This is a genomic window from Sphingobium amiense, from assembly GCF_003967075.1.
In the GTDB taxonomy this organism is placed as follows: domain Bacteria; phylum Pseudomonadota; class Alphaproteobacteria; order Sphingomonadales; family Sphingomonadaceae; genus Sphingobium; species Sphingobium amiense.
The window spans coordinates 1,171,891-1,197,230 of sequence record NZ_AP018664.1 but is presented as its reverse complement, the minus strand read 5'-3'; the positions used below and the strand labels follow the sequence as shown (position 1 = coordinate 1,197,230).

The window sequence follows — 25,340 nt, the reverse complement described above, 5'->3', positions numbered from 1 at the left end:
GGCCGGCCGCTAGAACGGGATGACGGAGCCGTCCCAGGCGAGGCAGCGGCCCGATTGTTCCGGGGTCAGACCGTCGATCACCTCCAGCAGGCGCTGCGCGGCGTGGTCAGCAGAAAACAGCCGGTCCTTTGCCACAGCGCGCTGGAACGGCGCCGACAGATCCGTATCGACCGTGCCGGGATGCAGCGTCACAGCGATCGCCTCCGGATTGATGCGGGCAAGCTCAATCGCAATATTGCGCACGATCATGTTGAGCGCCGCCTTCGATGCGCGATAGGCGTGCCAGCCGCCGAGCCGATTGTCCGAGATCGACCCCACACGCGCCGAAAGCGCCGCAAAGACGAACCGGCCCGTTCGCGGCGGGCTGACCAGCATATGTCTGGCGATCAGCGCAGGCCCGGTCGCATTGATCGCGAAGAGCCGCGCATAGGCGTCCGCGGTCTGTGCTTTCAGCGACTTTTCAGGCTGGATGCCATTGCCGTGAAGCATGCCGGTCGCCACGATGATGAGGCGCGGCGGGGCATCCGCCATCATCATGGCGGCCTTCGCCAGCGACGCCTCATCTTCAAGGTCGAAGAGAAATGGTCTGACCTTCCCGCTCGCCTTCATCGCGGAACGTGCGCCTGCATAGACGACGGGCACATCGGCCCGGTCTGCCAGCCGTGCGGTCAGCGCCGCTCCGATACCGCCGCTCGCGCCGAAGATACATGCGGACAGATCGCCCATGATGACAGGTTAGTACGCGGCAGCCTCTGCCGCCATGTGCCCGATCGGACAGTCAGAGCGCGCATCAATGCAAAAGGGCCGGCGCGACGAACGCACCGGCCCTTTTGCGATAAACCGACGACCGGTCAGTTGACCGTGCCGATGCCCCCGATGGCGCGATCGACCAACGCCTTGTCGGCCTGCGCGTCATGCCCCTGCGCGATCAGCGTCGTGGCCGCGACCGTCGCGGCATTCACCGCCCGCGCGCGGATACCGGCGACCGCAGCCCGTTCCGCAGCGCCGATCTTGTCCTCCGCCATCTTCTGCCGGCGAACCACCAGCGCGTCCGCATTCGCCTTGGCATCGGCAATCAGCGCCTCGGCTTCATGCTCGGCAGCCTTGCGCAGCGCTTCGGCCTCACCGGCGGCGGCGGAGAGCTTCGCTTCATACTCGCCCTTGAGCGCTTCGGCTTCGGCGCGGAGCCTGGAGGCTTCCGCGAGCTGCTCCCTGATCTGGGCGATGCGCCCATCGAGAGCGCCGCCTATCAGCGCGGGGACTTTCTTGACCAGCAGGATCAGGATGAACACCGCCATGGCGAGGCTGACCCACGCCGTTGCGTCCATGCCGACTGCCTTGGGATCGGTGTGCGGCGCGACGCCTTCGTGCGCCACGGTGCCGACCGGCTCCATCCCCTCGGAATGGATCGCCTGATCGAGGTTCGGCGCCGTATCAGCGCCGTGCTGCTGTGCTGCTGCCTCAGCCATGGGCCAGTGCCGCCTTTACTGCGTTGCGGGCCGCTTCGTCCGACGCTTCCACGCCGGAAATGCGCGCCACCATGTCGCGTGCCGCATCGGCAGCGACGGTTTCGATCTGCGCCAGCGCCGCGTCACTCGCCGCCCGGATGCGTGCTTCGGCGGCAGCGATCTTCGCCGCTGCTTCGGCATCGGCAGCGGCGAGCTGCGTCTCCGAAGCCTTGGCTGCGTCCGCCTTTGCCTTGGCCACCACCGCCTGAGCGGTCGAGCGGTTCGCGGCATCGCGGACCTTGTAGTCAGCTTCGGCTTCGTCCGCGCGGGCGAACGCCGCCTTGGCCGCGTCCAGATCGCCGCTGATCTTCGCATCGCGAGCGTCCGCCGTGCCCTGCACCTTGGGCACCATGCCAAGGCCGATGACGAAGAAGACGAAACCGAACGTCAGCAGCAGCCAGAAAATCTGGCTGGCATAGGTATCGGCGATTTGCGCGATTTGAGGCATCTTACGGGTCCGTCCGGTCAGAGGGCGGTCAAAAATTCAGAGGATGCGGGCGGTGGGACGTCTATCACGCCGCTCCGCCCGCTTCCAGATCGGGCTGTTCAGGCCACGAACACCAGGATCATGGCGATAACGAACGCTAGCAGACCCAGAAGTTCCGCCGCGGCGAAACCGATGAACAGGCGGCCCTGCTGGCCGTCGGCAGCGCCCGGATTGCGCAGCGCGCCTTCCAGGAAGCTGCTGAACACGTTGCCCACACCGAGGGCGGCGATGCCCGCACCGATTGCGGCCAGGCCAGCACCGAGCAGCTTTGCGGCTTCTGCGTCCATGTCGTAAACTCCCTTGTTAAATCAGAAAAAGGTTGAGGAATGAGGTTGAAATCTCAGTGCAGATTCTCGGCGTCGTTCAGATAGACCGAGGTCAGCAATGCGAACACATAGGCCTGGATGACCGCGACCAGCATTTCGAGGGCGCTGATCCCGACCATCAGGATGAAGCTGGCCGTGCCGACCGTGAAGCCAAGCGCCGGCGAGGCATTCGCGCTGTTGATGACAAAGCCAGCCAGCACCTTCAGCAGCACGTGGCCCGCGGTCATGGCGACGAACAGTCGCAGCCCGAGACTGAACGGCCGCACCATGAAGGACACGAGTTCGATGAAGAAGAGCGGCACCACCATCAGCGCCGGGGTGCCATGCGGCACGAACAGCGAGAAGAAGTGCAGGCCATGCTTCCAGAAGCCGACAATCAGGACGATCGAAAAGCTCATGATCGCGAGCACGCCGGTCGCCGTGAAGTGACTGGTGAAGGTGAAGGGGTGCAGCCCGAAAAGGCCGAGCGGCAGCAGACCCAACAGGTTCGCCAGCAGGATGAACATGAACAGCGAGAAGACGTAGGGAATATATTTCCGGCCTTTGTCGCCGATATTGGCGATCAGCAGGTTCTTGATGAAGCCGGTCATATATTCGACCGCCATCTGCCAGCGGCCCGGCACCAGCTCGCGCTTCATGCCGCCGACCACGAAGATCCACAGCACGACCGCAGCAGCGACCATGTAGAGCGCGCTGTTGGTAAAGGCGATGTTGAAGCCGCCGATCGACAGATGATCCGTACCGAACAGAGGTTCGATGGCGAATTGATGCATCGGATCGATTTTGCCGGATTCTGCCACGTTGACCCCTGTAACGCTTCGCTGGTCGGACTAGGGTGAGGACGGTCCCTGTTCGTCGGGACGCTTCACCGTCGTCAATCTGATGATGTTCCTGAACGCCGCCACGATCCCGAGACCGAGGAAGACGAGCAGAAGCCATGGGGATGTGCCGAACAGCCTGTCCAAGACCCAGCCGATCAACGCACCGCCGACAAGACCGCCGATCAGTTCCGCAAGCACCCTGTTGCCGAGGCGAGACCCGTCGTCCGCCTGCTGCTCCGTGGCCCCCTGCCTGATCTTTTCGGCGCGCTCGGCCTTCGCGATCCGCTTCTCAAGGGAAGCGATGCGCGAGTCCTCGCCCGCCGGGTCGTGTCCGGGTGTGTCCGCTGCCATGATCCTGCTCCACAAGGGGTCGATCCCCGTGGCAAGTCGGCATGGCGCTTGCGGCTGCACCCGTCAAGGCGGGGTCGCTTTAGAAAGGCAACGGAGGAGTGTCAACCCGCCTGAAAGCAGGAAAATTCCGGACTTTTCCCATCGCCGTCCGATCCTTGCATTTGCCTGATTTCCTATTTAGCTAAATGCGCATGGACAGGATCTTCAAGGCGCTGGCGTCCGAACCGCGCCGCCGCATTCTTCGGTATCTGGGCCATGAGCCGATGACGGTGGGGGAAATCGCCGACAATTTCGAGATGACGATGCCGTCCATCTCGAAACATCTGGCCGTGCTGCGGGACGCGGCCCTCGTGCGCGAACAGAAACATGGGCAATATGTTCTCTATTCGCTGTTGCCCGATCAGTTGACGGGGCAAATTTACGCGTTTCTGTCGGACTTTTGTCCCGACGCGCGCGCAATCATCGAAAGTCGCAAAGGAAGGCGTAGCCGCCCTCAGGCTCCGGCGCAGTAGGACGGCAGGCCGATCGGGTCGGCACCCTTGGTCTGCCACCCGCCAGCGCCAATCCGATAGACCTGCCCCTGTTTCAGCCGCCCCAGCGTCTGACACGCCGTTGCCGCCGCGACATCCTGCACCGTCACGCCGCGCTGGCTCGCCAACTGGGTATAGGCGGCGCGGCGCTTGATGTTGATGGCGTCAACCTCCGTGCGCACGTCCGCGCCGACCGATCCGGCGATGCCGAGATAGCCATCGGCCTGCTCGCCCACCGCTCCGGCGTTCATCGCGGCGGCCACCGCACCCGACTGCGCCCGCGCGGGGGCGGAAAGCATGATGCCGCCAGCCAGCGCGACAGCGGCACCGGCGGCGATCAGGATGATCTTGCTTGTCATTGCGGGAACAGCTCCGGATTGTTCTGGATGAGCGACTGCGCGTCGCGTTGGAGGCGGACGACGACTTCCTGCTGAACCTTGACGTTCAGGTTGATCTCGATGGGTTTGTCGGGTGCCTTCACCTGAATGCATCCCCCCAGCGACAGGCCTGCGATCCCGGCCATGATGAGTGCGCGTGTCTTCATTTCGGTTCCCCGTTTCGCATAGTGTCGCTGTCCAAAGGCTGAACCGCAAGCCCCTGCGCGCCTTGCGCGCGCATCTTTTCCTGCGCCTGCCTGCCGATTTCGTCCCGGATCGTCTGCGTCGGGTCGATATAGGACTGCGCGGTTTTGAGGAGGCCGCGGAAAGGCGCGGCGATCTTCACGTTGAAAATGAAGGGCAGACCGGTGAAATTGCGGACCAGCCCCGCCGGGGCATCGCCGATCTTTCCGCGGTTTACGCCGTTGAAAACGACATTCGTCACCATCTCGCCATCGAGCGCGCCGTCCATCAGGATGCTGAGGCATTTATATTGCAGATCCTTGAGAGCGTCGAAGGCGATCCTGCCCATCGCTCCCAGATTTTCGTTCGACACCGGTCCCACATAGGACAGAACGCCGCCCTGCCTCTTGGGATCGCAGGGGATGGTCGGCAGCACGCCTTCGGGCATGACAAGCGGCGGCAGCCCCTGCTGCCGCGCGACCAGAACGCCGCCCGCGATACGCCCACCCTGCGCGTTGAAAATGAGCGGCATGATGCCATCGAACGTGCCTGTCGCCGACACATTCTCCAGCTCCATCGCCTGAATGAACGCCCCGGCGTCGAGGCCGATGACGCGAAATGTCAGGTAGCGGTCGACATCCGCCGAAAAATCCATGGTCGTGGGCAGCAGCACCAGTTCCCCGCCGGAAAAGGGCCAGCCGCCCCCTTCGATCCGCACCTTCTGCCCCGGTTCCAGATGATAGCGTACGATGCCGTCGCGCACTTCAACGCCCGGATTGACCGACCTGATACGCACCTCCTGCCCCGGCGCGCTGACGAGGCCGATGAGGTCGGTGAAGCGGATTTCGCCCGAAAGCCCCTCGACCGGGCCGAACGCGGCGGCGAGGCTGGCATTGTCGGTGCGGAACGTGCCGGTGCTGGTGACATTGGCGCCGGTCCAGTCGATCCGGCCCGTGCCCGTCACCGTGGCCGCGACATTGGCGATGACGCCGACCGTGAGGTGCGTCACCTCCTCGGGCTGGAGCGACGGTCCGAACTTCAGGCCCGGCACATTCAGGTCGGCATGTCCGCGTCCGCTGCCAAGATCATGCGCGATGGCGACGTCCGCAACCTTCACCCCGCCGCGTCGGGTGGTGAGCGTGCCCGCCGCATCGATGCGGCCGCCCTTCATCGTGAGCCGCGCGTCAGGGATGGCCAGCGGCTCGAACCGCGCCGGCAACGCTGCATCGCGCACCTCCGTCGCCGCACGCAGGCTGAGCGCTCCGGATGCGAAGCGCCAGTCGCCCTTCCCATCCTGAAGGATCAGCGGCACGGACCCGATCTGGCCGCCCATGCCGCTGACCGTGCCGGTAAAGCCCTGCGCACCCGGTCCGCCTTCCAGAGCCGCAGCAGACAGGCGCACCGGCGACTCGCCCGCACCGATACGCAGAGCGGCGCCGGACAGCGCAACGCGATTGCCGCGGAGTGCGAAGGTGGCCCGTTTCGCATCGAACCGCATCGGACTGCCGCCGTTCCGGCCATTTAGTGCCAGACCGCGTGCGGAAAAGCCTCCGTGCAGACCGGATTGGTTCAGCGTCAGCATCGCGCCGCCCTCCAGCGGACAGACTTGCTGGCGCGTCGGGCCGGCCATGAAGCTGGCATAGCGCAATTCTTCCCACGCCACCGTCGCGCAGTCCGGATTGATCGCGACCGATCCGTCCGCGGCGATTCGTCCGCCGACCGGCAGGACCAGTGCGCGCACGCGACCGTCCGGCAACGGTCCATCGAGCCGCGCTGTTGTAGCAAATCGCGTCGCGCCGCCCCTGTCCGCGACGAACCTCACGCGGTCGACCGCGAGCCGGGCATCGCCTGCGGCATAGGGGTCGAGAAACAGATCGCCGCCAAAGCCGCCCGCAGGACGCCGCGCCAGCCGCAAGGCTCCATGCGGCAATCCGCCGCCGCCGGTGGTGAACGACCCGTCGAGCGTCCAGTCGATGCCACCTCGTCTGCCGGGCCATAGCAGCGCAAGACTGCTGCCCTGCCCTAGGCCAAGCCGCGCACCGCTGACCGAAGTAAGCGCCGCATGCGAAATCGTGAGGCTGCCCCGACCGCCCGGCTGATGAAAGGCGAAGCCCGCCCGCAGGCGGTTCGCACGCTCCGCCTGCCGGACCGAGGAGGCGATACGTTCGACCAGTGGCCCGACCGGCGTCGCCCGGCTGCTCGCCACAAACGATGCCATTGCATCCCGCCCCGTGCGTCGCAGGTCGCTCGCGCTCAACTGGCCGCTGGCGCTGATCGCATCCCGGCCCAAAGCCCATTGCCCGCGCAGCAGCGCGTCGCGCATCCCCACGCCCGCTCCGCCCAGCGCCTTGGCCGCGACTGTCGCGCCGCCTTTCGTGCCCTTTGCGGACCCTTCGAACGACAGGCGGCCTTCCGGCCTTGCGAGCGTGACCATGCTGACGCGCATGGCTTCGCCCTTGAGGTCGGCCTGCCCTTCCCAACGTTCCATCGCCGGGCCGAGGGTGAGGTCGATCAAGCCCTCCGGTCGCGCAAGGCTGAAGCCGGCGGCCGGGCAGCCGAGCGCTCCGGCCTGAACCGGACCTTTGATGCCGGGACGTCCCGCTCTTGTCGTCACGTCCAGCATCGCCCGAACGGCGGTCGCACCGCATCCGCCAGCGCTGGCCTTGACCATCGCGGCGGCCAGTCTGCCGCTGAACCCCGAGCGCAGATTGCCGCTGCCGTCGATCTGCATTCCCACCCGGCCCGCATCGGTGTCGAGCGTCAGGCGCGCGTCGCGCAGGCCGAGCACAAGGTCCGGAAGGCTGAAAGGCTCTTTTGAAGCGGGGTTGCGAAACTTGTCGACCTCCCCCAGCGCCAGCGCGCCATCGCGGATCGCGCCGCGCAATCTGACGCCGCCTGCCCGCACCGCCGCGACCTGCGGCGTCAGTCCGGCAAAAGCGATGTCCACCTCCACCCACCGCGCCGTCAGATCGGGCCGCGCCGGATCGCCCAGCACCAGATTCTCGATCCGCTGGGTTCGCAACCCGACATCGACCAGATCATAATCCGCCCGGACATCCCGCCGGGCCAGTTCGCGATTGACGAAATTTTCGGCGATAGGGGACCGCTGCGTCCACAGGGCGACCAGAACCAGAGCGAGCGAACCCGTGCCGACTCCCAGCCAGCGCGCCCACCCCCGGCGCACCCTGTCTTCGCCGTCCGTTTCTTCCATTCCTCTGGTCAACCCCGGCTTACGGCCCTGTGCGTCCGTGACGCATCCATAACGTCCGGCTCTCTCTAAATATCCTTGCCGCTCAAATCCGCAACGCATAGCGTCGAACGAGAGGGGCCGAAGGCAGACGGGGGATTTAAGTCACTTGGCCGAAAAGGATAGCAAAGTAGCGCATGATGGCGCAGGCCATCGCGCGCGCCTGCGTCAGAAGCTGGCGGACAGCGGCGGCGAATCGCTGCATGACCATGAGCTGATCGAATATCTTCTGGCGCTTGCCATTCCGCGCCGCGACACCAAGCCGCTGGCCAAGGCGCTGCTCCGCGAGTTCGGCGGCATCGGGCGTCTCATGGCCGCGGACTGGGCGCAGATCGCACGCGTCCCCGGCATGGGCGACACCAGCATCGCGGCAATCAAGATCGTGCAGGCGACCGCGCTGCGCATGCTGCGCAACGAAGTGGCCGCGCAGCCCGTGCTGGCGAGCTGGCAGGCGCTGCTCGACTATCTGCGCGCCGACATGGCCTATCTGACGGTGGAGCGCGTGCGTGTGCTGCATCTCAACAGCCGCAACATGCTGATCCGCGACGATCATATGGGGGACGGGTCGGTCGATCAGGCGGCGATCTATACGCGAGAGGTTATCAAGCGCGCCATCGACCTTGGATCGGCCGCCCTCATCCTCGTCCACAACCATCCCAGCGGATCGCCCGAACCCAGCCGGCAGGACATCGACGTGACGCGTCAGATCATCGACGCGGGCAAACGGCTCGGCATCGGCGTGCATGATCATATCATCATCGGAACGCAGGGCCATGTGAGCCTGCGCGCCAAGGGGTTGCTCTGACGTCAGGCAAGCCACCACCGCGCTGTGGGAGAGCGCGCAATCAGGATCGAAAGCCCCCACGGCCCCGCCAGCGCCAGAACGAGCAGCCATGGCTTGCCGAGATATGGCGTCAGATAATGGATGATGGCGACATGGAGATACATGATCGTCAGCGAGGCCCGGCCCAATGATGCCAACGGCGCGGCAAAAGGCGCAATCCCCATGGAGAGCCGGAAGATCAGCAGCGACGTCGCCACCCCCGCCGCGATGGACAGCAGCGGCGCACCATAATTCGCCGCCTTCATATTGAGCGTCGGGACCAATCCCGCCAGCCCGACGATGGCGAGAAGGGCCAGCGGCAGGAGCATCGCGCGATGCCAGCCCACTCTTCCCCACACCAGTCCGGCCCATAGCAGCACAACCGCCATCGGCACGGTCAACAGGCCCAGCGGCGATGCCTGCGTCCACCAGCCAAGGACGTATGCGGAGGCCAATAAAGGCGGAAGCGTCAGGGTCCACCTGCGGTCGAACGGGTCGGGCGAACGGCTCAGGATCAGGTTGAAGAGGATGCGCGCGCCGACAAGGCAGGGCACGAACCAGAAGATCGTGAACGGACCCCGAAGCCAGGAACCGCCCAGCAGGATCGGCAGGACATCCTCCGGCCACCGGTGAAAGATCGGCACGCCGCCCTTCGCCCGCTCGATGATCTGGTCGGCGAGGATCAGCAGCAGCAGCCAGGCGGCGTAGGGGCGCATCTGCGTGACGGCCAGCCGCCGCGCGAACGGACCGGCAGGCTGGGGCCGCGCCAGCATCCCGGATAGCAGGAAGAAAAGCGGCATGTGAAAGCTGTACATGGCGCCGCGCAGGCTGCCCCGCGTCCATACATGGCCGACCACGACCGCCACTATGCCGATGCCACGAGCGACATCCACCCAGTCGAGCCGCTCCGTTGCCGGGCGCGGCCTGCCGTCCTGTTCCCCCCTGTTGTCCATCGCCACCACGACCTATAGGAAGGCGCGATTGCGTCAACCGCTCACCCCCTTCCGATCGGACTTCCATTTGCCTCTGCTTACCGACCATGTGCTGTTCATAGACGGCGAGGCGCTGATCCTCGATAAACCTTCGGGCCTCCCGGTGGACGCCCCGCGCGATGGGTCGATGTCGCTGGAAAATCATCTGTCGTCGCTGACGTTCGGCTTTCAGCGCTGGCCGCTGCCCGTTCACCGGCTTGACCGGGATACCAGCGGCTGCCTGCTCCTCGCCCGCAATCCCAAGGCGCACAAGCGGTTCGCCGCCGCGTTCGAGGCGGGCACCGTCACCAAACGCTATGTCGCGGTGCTCGACGGGGTGCCAGCGGAGGAAGAGGGCACAATCGCGCTGTCGCTCAAGAAGGTGAGCAGCCCGACACAGGGCTGGCGCATGATCGCGGCGAAGGCGGGCAAGGCCGCCGTCACGCACTGGCGCAAGATCGCCGAACATGGCGGACGCGCGCTCGTCGCCTTCACACCCGAAACCGGCCGCACCCACCAGATCCGCGTCCATGCGGAACATGGTCTGGGTTTCGGCATCATGGGCGACCCCGTTTATGGCAGGGGAGAAGGGCCGATGCTGCTCCATAGCCGGTTCCTGAGCGTGCCCCGCGGCGACAAGCCCCCGGCGCAGGCGACCGCCCCCCTGCCCGCAACCTTCGCCACGGCTGGCTTTACGCCGGAAATGCTGGACGATGCCGGACTTTGAGATTCCCGAAGATGCGCTGGAAGAGCGTTTCATCACCGGCGGCGGCCCGGGCGGTCAGAATGTGAACAAGGTCGCGACGGCGGTGCAACTGCGCGTCAGCCTTTTCCGCCTCGGCCTGCCGGTGCACGCCTATCGCAAGATCAAGGAACTGGCGGGATCGCGGCTGACCTCCGCGAACGAAATCGTCATTCAGGCCAACCGCTTCCGGACGCAGGAAGCCAATCGTCAGGACGCCCGCGACCGCCTGGGCGACATGATCGCCAAAGCCATGGAACGCGACGCCCGCCGCATCGCAACCAAGCCCGGCAAGGCTGCAAAGGCGCGCCGCATCGACGCCAAGAAAGCGCGCGGATCGGTGAAGCAGGCGCGCGGCAGGGTGCGGATAGACGGATGACGACCACAGAAGGCGCCGCCCGGAACTGGCTCGACCGCGCAAGCGTCGTACTCCCTCTTTTTGTCGGCTGGTTATAGCGCGAATGCGGCCCTATATCGGACGCATGTATGATTTCGCGCCTACCGACCCCGCAGACCGCCAGACACTACATGCCGATCTCCTGTCCGCCGCCGACGCGCTGACGGCCGGGGAGCCTGACGCTATTGCCAATATGGCCAATCTTGCCGCGCTCATCTGGCAGTTCTTGCCGGATCTGAACTGGGCGGGGTTCTATCGTATGGTGGGGAGCGAACTGGTTCTTGGCCCCTTCATCGGTAGGCCAGCCTGTATCCGCATCCCGATGGGCCGCGGCGTTTGCGGGGCCGCCGCAGCGACCCGCGAAACGCAACTGGTGCCGGATGTCCATGCCTTTCCCGGACACATCGCGTGCGATACGGCGAGCGCATCTGAAATCGTTGTGCCTGTCATCCATGACGGGCAGCTGATCGGCGTCCTCGATCTGGACAGTCCCGTGCCCGCGCGCTTCGATGTCGACGACGCCCGTGCACTGGAGGCGCTGGTGGCAAAGGTCGCGCCTCGTCTGGCCTAGCGCACGCCCCGTTTCGGGACAGATTACCGCTGCTCCGCGAATGGATGGCGGCGGTGCATCATGCTAAACGAAGGGTTACCATGCGATCAGCCCGCCTTTCGTCGGCGTGCAACAGGGAGCGTCGTTCATGAAGATTTCCGTCTGCCTGGCTGTGGGTGCAAGCGCCATGATAGCCGCCTTGTCCGGTCCTGCGATAGCTAAGGGCGGTCCGCGCCCCGGCGCTCATATGGGACGACCGGGCGTTGCATGGCAGGGCGGTCATCGCTGGGGTCCACGCTATCAGGGGCGCTGGTATGCGGGATGGCGCGCGCCGGGCGGCTGGAGCGCCTATCGCCGCCCTGTCGTCGGCTATGTGCTGCCGCGCTACTGGGTCAGCCCCAATTATTATATCGGAAATTACGGCGCTTATGGCCTTCCCGCGCCTGCCTATGGCTATGGCTGGTCGCGCTATTATGACGATGCGGTCATGACCGACCGCTATGGCCGGATCACCGATTATCGCAGCGATGTCGACTGGAACCGCTATGAAGGCGGCTATGGCCCGGACGAAGACTATGCCGAGGGCGCGCCGCGTCGCGACGATGGCGTCGGCGGCGCGGCCATCGGTGCCGTGGTCGGAGGCGTGGCGGGGAACCGCATCGCGGGGCGCGGCAACCGGACGGCTGGCACCCTGATCGGCGCGGGCGTCGGCGCTGTCGCAGGTGCGGCGATAGACAGGGCGGAGGATGGCCCCCGTGGCGAAGCCTCGCCCCCACCGCCACATCATCGCCCCGGTGCAGCCTATGACGGCAGCTATGATTATGGCGACGACAGCGTCACCACACACAATGATTATGAAGGCCGCTGGACCGGCACATGGACGACTGACGACGGGCGCAAGGTAAGCGGCACCTATGATGGCCGGTTCGAAGGGCAGGTAAGGGGCGCGGGCGTGGATTATCCGATTCCCCCCTATGCCGCCGCTCCGCATTGGGGGGCAGCACCTGCGGGCGGTTATGTGTCCGGGGGCTATTATTATCCCGCGCCGATCGTCACCACCGTGACTGTCCAGCCTGCCGTGACAACGACGACAACGACGACCTACGTCACCGAAAGGGTCGCGTATCGCAAACCGGTTCGCCGCCACGCCGCCTGTCGTTGCAAATGATCGAGTAAAGCGCCGCTCCTTCGGGAGCGGCCATCGCTCTCAGCGGCCCAGGATCGCCGCCAGTTCCTGCGGCATCGACGTGTCGATGCCTTCACCGGCTCCTGCATCGCCGCATTCCGGCTCGAACGGCACCCAGCCATGGCGGCTGAGTTTTTCGAGCGGGCGATAGCGGATCTTATACTGCATCCGCTGCGACCCCTGGACCCAATAGCCGAGATACACATAGGGCAGGCCCGCCGCCGCCGCGCGCGTCAGGTGATCCATGATGATAAAGTTGCCCAGCCCCTGCCGGTGCGGCAATTCGGTGTCGAAGAAGCTGTAGATCATCGACAGCCCGTCACCCTGCCGGTCGGTAAGGCACGCGCCCACCAGCTTGCCGGGCCGCCCGCCCACGCCCGGCTCGCGATATTCAACGACATAGCTGTCGACCGGGGTCTGTTCGACCATGTCGGCAAAGTCCATCTCGTCCATCTCGGTCATGCCGCCGCCCGGATGCCGCGCGTGGAGATAGCGCTGAAGCAGCGCATATTGCTCCTCCGTCGACCAGGGCTTGCACGCCGTTACCTGAAGGTCGCTGTTGCGACGGATCAGCTTGCGCTGCGTGGCGTTGGGCGTGAACTGTTTGGCCAAGACGCGCACCGAAACGCAGGCCGAACATTCGGCGCAACTCGGCCTGTAGGCGACGTTCTGGCTGCGGCGAAAACCGATGCGGCCCAGCGCGTCATTCAGTTCGGACGCATTGTCGCCGCTAAGCTCTGTAAACACCTTCCGTTCGCTCTTGCCCGGAAGGTAGGGGCAAGGCGAAGGATTGGTGACGAAGAAGCGCGGGAATCGGAACGCGGCTGTCACGCCTCGCCCCCCGATTCTCCCATCCGCGCCCTGCCCATCATCGTGCCGTTATGCCTTCCCCGCGCGCGCGAGAAAAGGGGATTTACCACGAAAATTGCTGAACGATGACAGTTCAGGCCACCTCGATCGGCGCGACCTCGTAACCCGCTTCCTTGAGCGCCGCGATCAGACGCTGGAGATGGCTCCCGTCGCGCGTCTCGCACTCGACGTCGAGGCTCAGTCCCTTGGCCGGCAGGTTGGTGAAAATGCGCTGGTGCGACAGTTCGAGGATGTTGACCGCTTCCTGATCGAAGATGCGCGCCACATGGAACAGAGCGCCGGGCCTGTCCTGAAGGATGATGCGAAGGCGCGCCAGCCGCCCGGACCGCGCAAGGTCGCGCAGCAGCACGTTGGCGAGCAGCCGCGTGTCGATGTTGCCGCCCGTCAGCACCAGCCCGACATGGCGGCCCACGAATCGATCCCGATGGGTGAGCAGCGCCGCGAGACCCGCCGCCCCCGCTCCCTCGACGACGGTCTTTTCGATCTGGAGCAGCAGGCTGACCGCTTCCTCCAGCGTCCGTTCCGTCACCAGCAGCACATCGTCCGCCAGCCGTTCGACGACGCGGCGCGTGATCTCGCCCGGCTGCTTGACGGCGATGCCCTCGGCGAGCGTATCGCCGTCGCAGGCCAACTCGTCGCCCTTGATGTAGTTATACATCGACGGATAGAGTTCCGCCTGCACGCCCATCACCTGAATGTCGGGCTTCATCGCTCGGGCCGCCGTCGCCATGCCGGAAAACAGGCCGCCACCGCCGATGGGGATCACCAGCGTGTCGATTTCCGGCGCATCCTCCAGCATTTCGAGCGCAACGGTGCCCTGCCCCGCCATGATGTCCGGTTCGTCGAAGGGGTGAATGAAGGTCAGCCCCTGCTCTACCTCCAGTTTGCGGGCATAGGCGTAGGCGTCGTCGAACTTCTCGCCATATTGCACCACCGTCGCGCCATGGCCGCGCGTCTGCGTCACCTTAACGATCGGGGTCGTCGTCGGCATGACGATGGTGACCGGCACGCCGAGACGCTTGCCATGATAGGCAAGACCCTGCGCATGGTTGCCCGCCGACGCCGCAATCACGCCCTTTGTCTTCGACGCCTCGTCGAGTTGCAGAAGACGGTTGAGCGCGCCGCGCTCCTTGTAGGCGGCGGTGAACTGGAGATTCTCGAACTTCAGGTAAACCTTGCAGCCCAGCATGTCCGAAAGCGTCTGGCTAATCAGCGTCGGCGTCTTGACGATGGCGCCCGCGATGCGGGTGCGCGCGGCAAGGATGTCATCGACGGTGATGGGCAGCGGCAGGGCGCTTTCGATCCGGGCAAGCGTATTCATGCGCCGCCCCTAACCGAAAATTGCCCGCGAAGGAACTGGCACTGTCGGAAAACTCTCCGTATGGCAGGGGCGCACGCATCAAATGCACGAGGCATATGGCTAACATCGCGTTTATCGGCCTGGGCGTCATGGGCGGCCCGATGGCGGGGCATCTGGCGCAGGCGGGTCATCGCCTCACCGTCTACAACCGGTCCATCGGCAAGGCGAAGGTCTGGGCGGAAGCCTATGGCGGCGAAGTCGCGATCAGCCCGGCGAAGGCGGCGGAGGGTGCGGACATCGTCATAAGCTGCGTCGGCAACGACGATGACCTGTCGCAGATCACGCTGGGCCGCGAAGGCGCATTCCGGTCCATGCGGGAAGGCAGCCTTTTCATCGACCATACCACCGTGTCCGCGCGCATCGCCCGCCAGCTTTTCGTGGAGGGCGAAAGCCGCGGCGTTCATACGGTGGACGCGCCTGTGTCGGGTGGTCAGGCGGGCGCGGAAAATGGCCGCCTGTCGATCATGTGCGGGGGCAGCGACGCCGCCGTAGCCGCTGCGCGGATCGTCATGCAGGCCTATGCCGCGCGCATCGTCCATGTCGGCGGCGCGGGCGCGGGTCAGACGACAAAGATGGTGAACCAGATCTGCATCGGCGGCGTTCTCCAAGGCCTGTCCGAAGCGCTGCGCTTCGCGCAGGCCGCCGATCTGGATCTGGATCGGGTGTTCGAAGCGATCTCGGGCGGGGCCGCGCAAAGCTGGCAGATGGAGAACCGGTGGAAGACGATGGCGCAGGACAGTTTCGATTTCGGCTTTGCGATCGACTGGATGCGCAAGGATCTGGGGCTCGCGCTGGAGGAAGCGCGGGCAAACGGCGCCACCCTGCCGGTGACGGCGATGGTCGATCAATTCTACGCCGACGTTCAGGCGATGGGCGGCAACCGTCAGGACACGAGTTCGCTCGTCCGGCGGATCACCCGCGTATGAAGGCGCGCCTCTTCACGGCCCTCGCCGCGCTCGCCCTGCCCTTCCCCGCGCTGGCATCGGGCGTTATCGACAATGTGAACGGCATCGCGCTGGACTCCGGCGGCAGGATCGTGCGGTTCGGCGCGCTCGTCATCGACGACGATGGCAAGGTCGAGAAGCTCGTGCAGGGCCGCTATCAGGAACCGGAATATAAGCCCAAAAAGCCCAAGCGCGGCCAGCCCTGGCCCGAACGCCCCAAAGGTCCGGCGTTCAAGCTGGATGCGGGCGGCAGGACGCTGATCCCCGGCCTCATCGACGGGCACGGGCATGTGATGGGCTATGGCCTTTCGCTCGTGACGCTGGACCTGTCGGATACGAAATCGCTCACCGAAGCGCAGGCGAAGATCCGCACCTATGTTCAGGCGAATCCGGGCCTCAAATGGGTGATCGGGACGGGGTGGAATCAGGAAAAATGGGGTCTCGGCCGTTTCCCCACTGCCGCTGAACTCGATGCCGCCGAAAACGCGACGCCGGTCTGGCTGGAGCGGGTGGACGGCCATGCGGGCTGGGCCAACAGCGCCGCGATCCGTGCGTCAGGCGTGACCGCATCGACCAAATCGCCGACCGGGGGCCGGATAGAAATGGCGGCGGGCCAGCCTGCCGGAGTCTTCGTCGACAAAGCGATGGATCTCATCCAGCGCATCGTCCCGCCGCCCGCGCCCAAGGACCGGGACATCGCGCTCGAAAAGGCGCAGCGCGCGCTGCTGGCGGTCGGCATCACCAGTATCGCCGACATGGGCACCAGCATAGAGGACTGGCAGGCGTTCCGCCGTTCCGCCGACCGCGGCGCCCTGCGCGTGCGGATCATGTCCTACGCCATGGGCCTCGACAATATGGTGATGATCGCCGGGCCGGAGCCGACGCCGTGGCTCTATGACGACCATCTGCGCATGGGCGGGATCAAGCTGCTGCTCGACGGCGCACTCGGGTCGCGCGGGGCGTGGCTGCGCGCGGACTATGCCGATGCGCCCGGCCAGCGCGGCCTGCCGATGATTTCCGACACACAGCTCCGCAATATCATGAGCCGGGCGGCGATGGACAATTTTCAGGTCGCCGTCCACGCTATCGGCGACGCCGCCAACCGCGAGGTGCTGAACGCGGTCGAGGAACTGAACGACACTTACAAGGGCGACCGGCGCTGGCGCATCGAACATGCGCAGATTATCGACCCTGCCGACCTGCCCCGCTTCAAGCCGCTGGGGGTCGTCGCCTCCATGCAGCCGGTGCATGAAGCGTCCGACTGGCGCATGGCGACCGCGCGTCTGGGCGAAGCCCGGCTGAAGGGCGCTTATGCGTGGAAGACGATGCTCGACAATGGCGTGCCGCTTGCGTTCGGATCGGACGTGCCGGTCGAAAGCCCCAACCCCTTCGCCGGGATCGCCGTCGCGATGAGCCGCGAAGACTCGCAGGGGCAGCCGGTGGGCGGATGGATGCCCGACCAGCGGATCGGCTTCGAAGCGGCGCTCGATGGCTTTACGCGGCAGGCGGCCTATGCGGGCTTTGCTGAAAAGAGGTTCGGCAGTCTCCAGCCCGGCCAGCGCGCCGACTTCGTCCTGATCGACCGGGACATTTCGGCTGCTTCTGCGGCGGACATCCGCCAGACGCAGGTGCTGGAAACTTGGATCGGCGGCAAGCGGGTCTATGTGAAGGGGCAGTGAAGCCCCGCTTCAATAGGCCTTGTGGTGGAACAGGACGCCCAGCGTCGCCACGATGATGCGCAGGTCGCGCCAGATCGACCAGTCGCTCACATATTCGAGGTCTGACTGGAGCCGGTCGATCAGATCCTGATGATGATCTGTCGCGCCCCGATGCCCGCGCACCTGCGCGAGGCCGGTCATGCCCGGTTTGATGCAATGCCGCGCCCAGTATCGCGCATCGACTTCCCAATAAAGGCTGTCCCCGGCTTTGGCGGCCGCGGCATGGGGGCGCGGGCCGACGATGCTCATGTCACCGAGCAGCACATTGAAGAGCTGCGGCAGTTCGTCGATGCTGCTCCGGCGCAGGAACGCCCCAACCGGCGTCACCCGGTCATCGTCGCGCTTCGTCAGCGTCGCCGCCTTGTGATCGCTCATCTCCGCGCGCATCGAACGGAACTTGTAGATGGAAAAGGGCCGTGCATCCTTGCCGATACGGGGCTGGCGGAAGAGAATCGGGCCGGGGCTGGTCAGCTTGATCGCCAGCGCAGCGGCGATCAGGATCGGCGACAGGAGGACCGTCGCGATGCTCGCCAGCAGCAGGTCGAACAGCCGCTTGATGAGCCGGTCGCGGAACATCAGCGGACCGCCCGCGACGATGATCGTGGGTTGCCCGCCAAACTGGTCGACCCGCGCCGGGGCGAAGCGCAGCAGTTCGGGCACGACGATCTCCCCTCGCGCCGACAGCGACTTCAGGGCCGCCGACCAGTCGTCCATGCGTTCCAGCGGGCAGGCGACGATCACGCGCTCCGCCGTGCCAGCCGCCGCCGCCAGCCGCGCCGCCATGTCCGCGTCGTGCCGTTCAGGATGCAGCCCCGCCGCCTGCGCCTCAATCATATCGACATGCGGTCCGGCGTCGATGCTGACGCCATCGAGGATGACGGCAGTCAGGTGCGGCACTTCGCCCAGCGTCCGCACGGCGATCCGCGCCACCGCCAGCCGCACCGCCGCCAGCGCGCCGCCGCCCAGCACAAGGCCGGTGACGAAGGTCAGACGCGACAGTTGCTCGGCGATCTTGCCGAGATAGACGATCAGCAGCATCAGCAGCGCCGCCTGCACCAGCGCCCAGAGCGCGCGCGATATGCCGCGCCGCACCCGCTCGATGGTGGCGATCCCATAAGCGCCGCCCTTGATGCCGAGCAGGGCATAAAGCGGCGCGATCATCGCGAACATGACGAGTCCGTGGGGCTTGCCCGGCTCGCCCCAGAGCGCACCAAGCACGAACCAGTTGGCGGCAAGGAACGCGCAGAAAAGCCCCGCCATGTCCCCCGCAAGGCACAGGACATAGAGGCGCAGGCGCACCATTTCCTTGGAGACGGTCGTCCTTTTCCGGTCAGTCATGCCGCGCCCGTTGGCACTGCCCGGCATCGGTTGCAAGGGTGAGGTCATGCGGCGAACAGGCGGGTCAGCGCCTTGTCCAGCATCAGCAACTGCCACAGCAGCCGACCATGATCGGACACGCCCGCGCGATGGTCGGCGGCGACCTTGCCGAGCATCCGCGCATCGAACCATTCGGTTCGAGCCAAGGCAGAGCCGCCCGCGATGGCAGTCGCTTCCCCGGCCAGAGCGCCGCGGAACCATGCGCTGATGGGCGTCACGAAGCCCATTTTCTGCCGGTAGAGGATGTCCTGCGGCAGGAACGGCTCCATCGCCTTCTTCATCAGATATTTGCCGCTGTTACCGCGAATGCGCTGGGCGACCGGAAGGCGGGCGGCGAATTCGACGAGGCGATAGTCGAGCAGAGGTTCGCGCGCTTCCAGACTGACGGCCATGCTCATGCGGTCGGTCTTGGTCAGGATGTCAGCGGGCAGCCAGATGCGCAGGTCAGCATATTGCGCCCGGTCCAGCGCATCGCGCGCGGGCGCATCCGCCATCGCCTTCACATAACGGTCTTCGGCGCGATAGGCGCCCAGCCGGCTGCGCATATCCTGACTGAAAAGCTGACGCCGGAGAGTGTGGGGCGTGACGCCCACCGATGCGGCATAGGCTTCGCCGCCCTCCCCCGCCAGTTCGAGGAAAGTCGATTTGGCCCGCAGCGCGCGCGGCGCCCAGTCTGCCTTGGGATACCAGCGGCCGAGCGTTCCGAACAAGGGCTGGCGCACCGATGCGGGCAGCAGACCACGCACCCGCTCCCCCTGCAACTGGAAGCGGTGGCGGCGGTATCCTGCAAACGCCTCGTCCGCGCCGTCGCCCGACAGCGCGACGGTCACCTCTTCGCGTGCCAGTTCGCACACCCGGTAGGTCGGCAATGCGGAGGCGTCCGCGAACGGCTCGTCGAAATGGAAAGCGAGCGTGTCGATAAGGCCATAGTCGTCGGGCGATACGATGCGGGTGCGATGATCGGTCGCGAAGCGGCGGGCGACGCGGTCGGCATAGGCGGTTTCGTCGAGACTGGCGACGTCGAAGCCGATGGTGCAGGTTTTGACCGCGCGGCTCGACGCTTCGGCCATCAGCGCCACGACGCTGCTGCTGTCCACGCCGCCCGATAGAAACGCGCCCAGCGGCACGTCGGACACCATGCGCGACCGCACCGCCTGCCGCATCAGTGCGACCAGCTCCTCCTCCAGCGCCTGTGGCGACGTTTTCGTGCGCTCGGCAAAGCTCACGTCCCAATAGCGTTGCGGCGCGCCCATCGGCCGCCCGCGCACCAGTCGCAGAGTCTCGCCCGCGCCCAGTTTCCGCACGCCCGCGACCAGACAGGCGTCGTCGGGCACATAGCCATAAGCCATATAATCCTCGACCGCCGAAAGATCCGGCGCGCGGCGCAGAAGCGGATGGGCGAGCAGGCTCTTCAGTTCCGATCCGAAGATCAGGCTGCCGTCCGACAGCAATGCGTAATGGAGCGGCTTTACCCCCAACCGGTCCCGCGCCAGCCACAGCGACTGCGCCCGCGCATCGAACAGGGCGAAGGCGAACATGCCGTTGAAGTGCTGCACGCAATCTTCGCCCCACTGGCGATAGCCGTGCAGGATGACTTCAGTGTCGCTGTGGGTGCGGAAAACATGGCCTTTCGCTTCCAGCTCGGCGCGGACTTCGGCGAAATTGTAGATTTCGCCGTTGAAGACGACTGCCAGGCTTTCGTCCTCGGTCAGCATGGGCTGCGCGCCGCCCGCTAGGTCGATGATCGACAGCCGCAGATGGCCAATTCCCACGCCCGGCGCGGTCCATATCCCGCTGCCGTCCGGCCCGCGATGGGGCATCGCATCCAGCATCGCGCGGACCCGCGCCGGATCGACGGGCTTGGCCGTTTCGAGATGGAAGATGCCCGCTATGCCGCACATGGCGGATACCCCTAGCGGATGCCGATGCTGCGGTCAGCCAAAAGCTGCATGTCGCCTGAATCATGGATGAAATCGGCGATGGCTTTATCGGCGGCACGCCCCTCGCCGACTTCCGCCGAAACGAGGATCGCGACGGCCCGCTGGTCGCCGCCGGACAACCGGGTCTTCAGCGTCGCGAGCTTTACTTCCGCCTTGCTGCCCGTCAGCGCCCCGCCGCCGATGCCGAAGAAGCTGACAACATGGCGCACCACCGGCCCCGGCGCGGTGATCTGCTCGCCCAAGCCGTTCTGCGGCGCGGGCGCGGGTGACGACCAGACCCACTGGCTGTCGGGATCGGCGGCTCCCTGTGCGAAACCCACGAGTTCGCGCCCCTCCTCCTGCCGGTCGAAGGTCGCGATGGCGACATCGACAATCCGTCTGTCGGCATTGCGATAGCGCCCCATGACGAGGTGATCGGCCCCATCGAAGCGCGGCTTCCATGGATAGGCGGGGCGCAAGTCGGTTCGGTCCCAGCCCGCCACCTGCGGAAGGCGCAGCTCTGTCGGCAGCGGATCGGCTGCCGCGCTGCTGACCGCCAGCCACAACGGCGCAGCGGCGACCAACGCCAGCGCCATGCCGCCCGCCATCAGGGGGTTGACCGTAGCGCGACGCACCTCTTTCAACGCCTTCGGATCGAACCACGGGTCGCCCGGTTTCCGGTCGAAGAAAGGCCATGCGGCGGCCATCACCAGCACCATGACGATGGCGAAGAAGACCCAGCCATAGACGACATGGTCGAACCCGACCGCCGCGTCGACGCTGGTCAGGTGCGCGACGAGGATCGTCGCGAACGCCCGGACGCCGTTCGCCAGCACGGACAGTCCCAGCGCCCCGGCGAGGAACAGGGCGCGGCGCGTCCAGCTTTTGAAGCAGACATTGCAGACCAGCACGCCATAGGCCGCCATCGCGATCACGAACTTCGCGCCGGAACAGGCTTCCGCGACCTCGAAATAGCCTGTCGGGGTCGTAATGAAGATGCCCTCCAGATGGGCTGGCACGTCCACCATATCGAGCATGACCATCGCGAGGCGCGCCGTCACCAGTTGCAGCGGCGGCACCATCTCCTCGCCGAAGGGAACCATGAAGAAGCCGTAGAACAGCGGGAAAAGCAGCGCCCGGCTGACCGCCCTGCCCAGTAACGCGACCGTCGCACCCTGAAGCATCAGCACCAGCGCGGCGTGGCGGAAGAGCGCCACTCCCGCCGCCGCGCCCAGCAGCCAGAGCAGCGCGCCGCCACCCAGCCATAGCAGGCCCGGCAGCCAGACCGATGGCTCTAGCTTGCGCAGACCGGGCAGCCTCTGTTGCACCAGCCAGCCGATCAGCAGCGGCACGAACAGGCAATGACCGAAGGTCGATGCCGTCCACCAGATCGTCACCATGCTCCGCACATCAGCGAAGAACAGCGCCATGATCGCGAAGGCGACGATGCCGAGCGTGGCGAGATGCGCGCGCCATTCGCCCGCCATGGGCAAGGGTGCGGATCTCAGCGGCAGCGCCTCCTCCCTCATGTGGCGGCACCCGGCCAGAGCAGGTCGGGCACCTTCGCCAGCGTCGCGGCCCATCGGTAGCGCGCCTCCATGCGCGCCCGCGCCGCCCGCCCAAGCGTCATCCGTGCCCCGGCATCCGCCAGCACATCCAGCACTCGCGCGGCTTCGTCCTGCGGGTTGGGAGCGATCAGCAAATGCTCGCCATCGGTCGCGTCGATCCCCTCCGCCGCCTGCGGCGAAGCGACCACCGGCCGCGCCATGGCCATGGCTTCCAGCACCTTGTTCTGAATGCCCCGCGCGATTCGGAGGGGTGCGACGACCACATCCGCCGCCGCCAGCCACCCGCGCACATCGGGCACGCCGCCGGTCACAATGACGCCCGGCTCCTTCGCCAGCGCAAGCACGGCGGGTGTCGGAGCGCGGCCGACGATGGCGAAGCGGACATCAGGGTGAACATGCCGGATCGCGGGGAGCGCCTCCGCGACGAAGCTCTCCACCGCCTCGACATTGGGGCGATAATCCATTTGCCCTGTGAAGACGATCAGCGGCCCGCCGCCATGATCCGCCGGAGTAAAGGTCAGCGCCGGATCGAAATAGTCGAGCGCGACGCCATTCTCGATGGCGACCACCCTGTCGGCGCCCAGTTGTAGCGTGTCGCGGAAGAGCGCCGCTTCCGCTTCGCTCACGAACGCGCTGACACTCGCGCGCTCAGCCGCGCGCCGCTCGAAATCGAGCAACACTCGCCCCTCGCGCCGGTTGATCCACGCCATCGGGCCGGACCCCTGCGCGCCATAGGCGGCATATTTGGCCGAATCGAAATCCACAAAGTCCATCAGAAACGGCATGTCGGCGGGGAGCGGCGGCACGAAATGCGCCATCTGCGCGGAATAGGCCACGACCGCGCGGATTGGCCTGTCCCTCATCGTCCCGGCAACCCAATGATGGAGCGACGGATTATCGAACAGAGCAACCAGCATCGGCTGACGCTTTGCAAGGCCCGCGAGGCCAGCGACCAGTTTCGACCGGTCCCGCTTCACGACCCGCTGGCTCGCGGTCAGCTTTGCCATATCGTCGGCAAAGCCGATGTCGCGGTCGTCGTCGGCGAAACAGCCGACATGTACCGGGCCAAGCTCCGCCAGACGATGCAGCAGGTGGTATGAGCGGATCTTGTCCCCGCGGTCGGGCGGATAGGGGATGCGGTGGCACAGGAACAATATGTCGCCGCCGCTCACCCCAGCCCCCGCGCGATCAGCGGGCCGATCAGGTTGGCGACCGGCAGCGGCAGCTTCTTCCACAGGTCGATGCGCCGCTGATATTTGGGGTTGTTGGGGTTGATGTCGCGGCTTGCCCCATCCGCCGACCAGCTGTGATAGGCGAGCGGGCGCGGTTCGAAACCGAAACTCTTTTTCCACGCCGCCTGCCCGCTGCCGACCTTGGACCGGCCGAAGTCGAAATGCGTCATGCCTTTGCTGCGGGCATGACCCATCAGGCGATAATACATGAGCTCGTTGGAGCGCAGCCGACGCGCGTCGGCGATGCCGCCGCCCCAATAGGGCATGACATGGCGGTTATGATAGAGGCTGAGCACGGCGGACACCGGCCGTGCGCCCTCGCGCACCAGCAATATGTCCGCATCCTCGCCGAAATGCCTGAGGACGGCGCGGAACAGACTTGCGGGAAAGACCGGCGTGCCGAGATTGTGAACGCTCTGCGCGTAAACCGCGTAATGCGCGCGGATCAGCGCGTCGCTCCGACCCGTTTCAACCGTCAGCGCGGGGTTGGCGAGCGCCTTGCGCAGTTCGGCGCGATGTTTGCGGGGGACCGCCAGCAATTCGGCCTCGTCATCCGCTGCGAGAGGACGGACGAAGCCGAGATGACTGTCGCGATGCTCGGCCCAGCTCGCGCCCGGCGCTGGGCCGCCGCGCAGTTCCACGGGCGGATTGCCCTGTTCGCCCGCCAGAGCCTGCGCCGCTTCCGCCAGCCGACCGACGACGCGCGGATCGTCGGCCAATATGCCGCCATCGACGGCAAAAGCAGTCGACACGATGGCGTCGCCGAACAGGCGGCTTTTGACATGGTGCAGGGGCAACAGCCCCGCAATCTTTCCCGAAGGCGCGACCGCCGCCAGCAACATGGCGCGGTGCCCGGTCGCTTCGTGGATCGCGCGCAGCCATGCGGTGCGGTGGAAAGGCGTGCCCTCGTCATGCGCCATGACGAAAGCGTCGATGGCCGCAGCCTGATCGGCGTCGGTGACGTCCATGCGGGTGATCGCAAGGTCAGGCATGGCGCCCCCGATCATGCCGCACGCGCCGCTTCGGCCGCCGCCAGCGCATCGACCCGCGTCCAAGCGAAATCACCGGTCAGGCGGCGCAGCTTGGGAGCCATGACGGACAAGTTGCTGTAATGACGCAGCTTCGAACGGAGCGGTGCATCGGTGACGCGCGGCTGATCCGGGTCGATTTCCCACGGATGGAAATAGATGATCGCGGGCCGGCCAGCCTCCTTATTCACCTGCCGGATGGCCCACCGCGAAAAGGCGTAGGGCAGCAGCCGGAAAAAGCCGCCACCGCCCGCCGCCAGCGTGCGCCCGCCCCATCTGGCGGTCGTCACGGGCAGCTCGACCAGCGGCGATCCCGCAACCGGCTTCCACGCGAAGCGCGGGGAGTCGGGCCAGCCATAATGATCGTGCCGGATCGGCGCCACGCTGGAGGAATAGGCATAGTCTTCTTCGGCGAGGATCGGATGCGCCCATGGCGTGCGCGCGTCGATGGAGAAGCTGGGCGCGCGGTATCCCGTCACCGCCTGCCCGCTGGCATCCTCCAGAATGGCGCGCACCTTGCGCAGATCGGCGCGGAACTGATCGGGCGTGAAGGTGAAGACGCGCGCATGATCGTAACCGTGGCTCGCGACCTCATGCCCGGCCTCAGCGATCCGCCGCATCAGCGCGGGATAGCGTTCCGCCACCCAGCCCAGCGTGAAGAAGGTCGCCTTGACCTTAACCTCCGCGAACAGGTCCAGCACCGCGTCGGTGTTGCCCTCCACCCGATGCGTCAGCCCGTCCCAGTCGGCACGGTCGATCGTGCGCTCGAACGCGCCGACCTGAAACCAGTCCTCGACATCGACAGACAGGGCATTCTGCATGGAT

General features: G+C 65.9%; 26 protein-coding genes. 8 read left to right on the top strand and 18 right to left on the bottom strand.

The genetic code is table 11. From position 1 onward, the window contains the following. Positions 1 to 9 precede the first annotated feature (9 nt). The 6 genes from SAMIE_RS05675 to SAMIE_RS05650 form a co-directional block, all read right to left on the bottom strand. The gene (locus tag SAMIE_RS05675) at positions 10 to 726 is read right to left on the bottom strand and encodes an SDR family NAD(P)-dependent oxidoreductase (protein WP_066699548.1); all 717 of its coding nucleotides are present in this window, start codon (positions 724 to 726) and stop codon (positions 10 to 12) included. A 125-nt stretch (positions 727 to 851) separates the two neighbouring features. Then, the gene (locus SAMIE_RS05670) at positions 852 to 1,469 is read right to left on the bottom strand and encodes a F0F1 ATP synthase subunit B family protein (protein WP_066699551.1); all 618 of its coding nucleotides are present in this window, start codon (positions 1,467 to 1,469) and stop codon (positions 852 to 854) included. Further along, entirely contained in the window at positions 1,462 to 1,956 is a 495-nt protein-coding gene (locus SAMIE_RS05665; protein WP_066699552.1) for a F0F1 ATP synthase subunit B family protein, read from the bottom strand. The genes SAMIE_RS05670 and SAMIE_RS05665 overlap by 8 nt, the downstream gene beginning before the upstream one ends. Positions 1,957 to 2,054: 98 nt before the next feature. Continuing rightward, positions 2,055 to 2,282, bottom strand: a complete 228-nt coding sequence (locus SAMIE_RS05660; RefSeq protein ID WP_004207392.1) for a F0F1 ATP synthase subunit C — start codon at positions 2,280 to 2,282, stop codon at positions 2,055 to 2,057. Positions 2,283 to 2,335: 53 nt separating this feature from the next. Then, a complete protein-coding gene (locus SAMIE_RS05655) occupies positions 2,336 to 3,121 on the bottom strand; it encodes a F0F1 ATP synthase subunit A (RefSeq protein WP_066699553.1) in 786 nt (261 codons plus the stop codon). A 30-nt stretch (positions 3,122 to 3,151) separates the two neighbouring features. Next, positions 3,152 to 3,493, bottom strand: coding sequence for an AtpZ/AtpI family protein (locus tag SAMIE_RS05650; RefSeq protein ID WP_066699554.1), 342 nt, complete (start codon positions 3,491 to 3,493; stop codon positions 3,152 to 3,154). A 191-nt stretch (positions 3,494 to 3,684) separates the two neighbouring features. Between SAMIE_RS05650 and SAMIE_RS05645 the strand changes: the two genes are divergently transcribed. Continuing rightward, on the top strand, positions 3,685 to 4,005 hold the full coding sequence (locus SAMIE_RS05645) for a metalloregulator ArsR/SmtB family transcription factor (RefSeq protein ID WP_066699558.1): 321 nt from the start codon (positions 3,685 to 3,687) through the stop codon (positions 4,003 to 4,005). Here the strand turns inward: SAMIE_RS05645 and SAMIE_RS05640 are convergent. Genes SAMIE_RS05640 through SAMIE_RS05630 form a run of 3 tightly spaced genes read right to left on the bottom strand, consistent with a single transcriptional unit; the run spans position 3,987 to position 7,794 of the window. After that, positions 3,987 to 4,382: a YdbL family protein gene (locus SAMIE_RS05640; RefSeq protein ID WP_066699559.1), complete on the bottom strand. Its 396-nt coding sequence runs from the start codon at positions 4,380 to 4,382 to the stop codon at positions 3,987 to 3,989. The genes SAMIE_RS05645 and SAMIE_RS05640 overlap by 19 nt on opposite strands. Beyond that, complete coding sequence (locus SAMIE_RS05635) at positions 4,379 to 4,567, bottom strand: YnbE family lipoprotein (protein WP_066699560.1); 189 nt, start codon at positions 4,565 to 4,567, stop codon at positions 4,379 to 4,381. Before SAMIE_RS05635 ends, SAMIE_RS05640 begins: the two co-directional genes overlap by 4 nt. Then, complete coding sequence (locus tag SAMIE_RS05630) at positions 4,564 to 7,794, bottom strand: intermembrane phospholipid transport protein YdbH family protein (protein WP_066699562.1); 3,231 nt, start codon at positions 7,792 to 7,794, stop codon at positions 4,564 to 4,566. Before SAMIE_RS05630 ends, SAMIE_RS05635 begins: the two co-directional genes overlap by 4 nt. Before the next feature lie 145 nt (positions 7,795 to 7,939). Here SAMIE_RS05630 and radC point away from each other — a divergent pair, with 145 nt between their 5' ends. Next, a complete protein-coding gene (radC, locus tag SAMIE_RS05625) occupies positions 7,940 to 8,635 on the top strand; it encodes a RadC family protein (protein ID WP_066699564.1) in 696 nt (231 codons plus the stop codon). A gap of 2 nt (positions 8,636 to 8,637) precedes the next feature. On the opposite strand, the gene SAMIE_RS05620 is transcribed toward radC, so the two are convergent. Next, positions 8,638 to 9,606: an acyltransferase family protein gene (locus tag SAMIE_RS05620; RefSeq protein WP_066699566.1), complete on the bottom strand. Its 969-nt coding sequence runs from the start codon at positions 9,604 to 9,606 to the stop codon at positions 8,638 to 8,640. Between the two features lie 67 nt (positions 9,607 to 9,673). On the opposite strand from SAMIE_RS05620, the gene SAMIE_RS05615 reads away from it, so the two are divergent. The 4 genes from SAMIE_RS05615 to SAMIE_RS05600 all read left to right on the top strand — a co-directional run bounded on the left by SAMIE_RS05615 (position 9,674) and on the right by SAMIE_RS05600 (position 12,481). Beyond that, a complete protein-coding gene (locus SAMIE_RS05615) occupies positions 9,674 to 10,351 on the top strand; it encodes an RluA family pseudouridine synthase (protein ID WP_066699769.1) in 678 nt (225 codons plus the stop codon). Next, positions 10,338 to 10,745 (top strand): alternative ribosome rescue aminoacyl-tRNA hydrolase ArfB, encoded by a 408-nt coding sequence (arfB, locus tag SAMIE_RS05610; protein WP_066699571.1) that lies wholly within the window; start codon positions 10,338 to 10,340, stop codon positions 10,743 to 10,745. The genes SAMIE_RS05615 and arfB overlap by 14 nt, the downstream gene beginning before the upstream one ends. Before the next feature lie 103 nt (positions 10,746 to 10,848). Then, entirely contained in the window at positions 10,849 to 11,334 is a 486-nt protein-coding gene (locus SAMIE_RS05605) for a GAF domain-containing protein (RefSeq protein WP_066699770.1), read from the top strand. A 127-nt stretch (positions 11,335 to 11,461) separates the two neighbouring features. Then, positions 11,462 to 12,481, top strand: a complete 1,020-nt coding sequence (locus SAMIE_RS05600) for an RcnB family protein (RefSeq protein WP_066699573.1) — start codon at positions 11,462 to 11,464, stop codon at positions 12,479 to 12,481. Positions 12,482 to 12,520: 39 nt separating this feature from the next. Here the strand turns inward: SAMIE_RS05600 and SAMIE_RS05595 are convergent, their stop codons facing one another. Continuing rightward, positions 12,521 to 13,330, bottom strand: a complete 810-nt coding sequence (locus tag SAMIE_RS05595; RefSeq protein ID WP_066699577.1) for an arginyltransferase — start codon at positions 13,328 to 13,330, stop codon at positions 12,521 to 12,523. Between the two features lie 112 nt (positions 13,331 to 13,442). Continuing rightward, the gene (locus tag SAMIE_RS05590; protein ID WP_066699580.1) at positions 13,443 to 14,690 is read right to left on the bottom strand and encodes a threonine ammonia-lyase; all 1,248 of its coding nucleotides are present in this window, start codon (positions 14,688 to 14,690) and stop codon (positions 13,443 to 13,445) included. A 95-nt stretch (positions 14,691 to 14,785) separates the two neighbouring features. Here SAMIE_RS05590 and SAMIE_RS05585 point away from each other — a divergent pair, with 95 nt between their 5' ends. Further along, a complete protein-coding gene (locus SAMIE_RS05585) occupies positions 14,786 to 15,655 on the top strand; it encodes an NAD(P)-dependent oxidoreductase (protein WP_066699583.1) in 870 nt (289 codons plus the stop codon). After that, the gene (locus SAMIE_RS05580) at positions 15,652 to 17,352 is read left to right on the top strand and encodes an amidohydrolase (protein WP_066699587.1); all 1,701 of its coding nucleotides are present in this window, start codon (positions 15,652 to 15,654) and stop codon (positions 17,350 to 17,352) included. Before SAMIE_RS05585 ends, SAMIE_RS05580 begins: the two co-directional genes overlap by 4 nt. A 9-nt stretch (positions 17,353 to 17,361) precedes the next feature. On the opposite strand, the gene SAMIE_RS05575 is transcribed toward SAMIE_RS05580, so the two are convergent. The 6 genes from SAMIE_RS05575 to SAMIE_RS05550 are packed head-to-tail and all read right to left on the bottom strand — an operon-like array spanning position 17,362 to position 25,336. Further along, positions 17,362 to 18,729: a sugar transferase gene (locus SAMIE_RS05575; protein WP_066699776.1), complete on the bottom strand. Its 1,368-nt coding sequence runs from the start codon at positions 18,727 to 18,729 to the stop codon at positions 17,362 to 17,364. Between the two features lie 44 nt (positions 18,730 to 18,773). Continuing rightward, the gene (locus SAMIE_RS05570; protein ID WP_066699590.1) at positions 18,774 to 20,669 is read right to left on the bottom strand and encodes an XrtA/PEP-CTERM system amidotransferase; all 1,896 of its coding nucleotides are present in this window, start codon (positions 20,667 to 20,669) and stop codon (positions 18,774 to 18,776) included. Positions 20,670 to 20,680: 11 nt separating this feature from the next. Continuing rightward, on the bottom strand, positions 20,681 to 22,216 hold the full coding sequence (xrtA, locus tag SAMIE_RS05565) for an exosortase A (RefSeq protein ID WP_066699778.1): 1,536 nt from the start codon (positions 22,214 to 22,216) through the stop codon (positions 20,681 to 20,683). Beyond that, positions 22,213 to 23,427, bottom strand: a complete 1,215-nt coding sequence (locus SAMIE_RS05560) for a TIGR03087 family PEP-CTERM/XrtA system glycosyltransferase (RefSeq protein ID WP_066699592.1) — start codon at positions 23,425 to 23,427, stop codon at positions 22,213 to 22,215. The genes xrtA and SAMIE_RS05560 overlap by 4 nt, the downstream gene beginning before the upstream one ends. Beyond that, positions 23,424 to 24,494 carry a FemAB family XrtA/PEP-CTERM system-associated protein gene (locus SAMIE_RS05555; protein ID WP_066699594.1) on the bottom strand — a complete coding sequence of 357 codons (1,071 nt, stop codon included), beginning with the start codon at positions 24,492 to 24,494 and terminating at the stop codon, positions 23,424 to 23,426. Before SAMIE_RS05555 ends, SAMIE_RS05560 begins: the two co-directional genes overlap by 4 nt. After that, positions 24,491 to 25,336 (bottom strand): XrtA system polysaccharide deacetylase, encoded by an 846-nt coding sequence (locus tag SAMIE_RS05550; protein ID WP_066699597.1) that lies wholly within the window; start codon positions 25,334 to 25,336, stop codon positions 24,491 to 24,493. Before SAMIE_RS05550 ends, SAMIE_RS05555 begins: the two co-directional genes overlap by 4 nt. Positions 25,337 to 25,340: the final 4 nt, after the last annotated feature.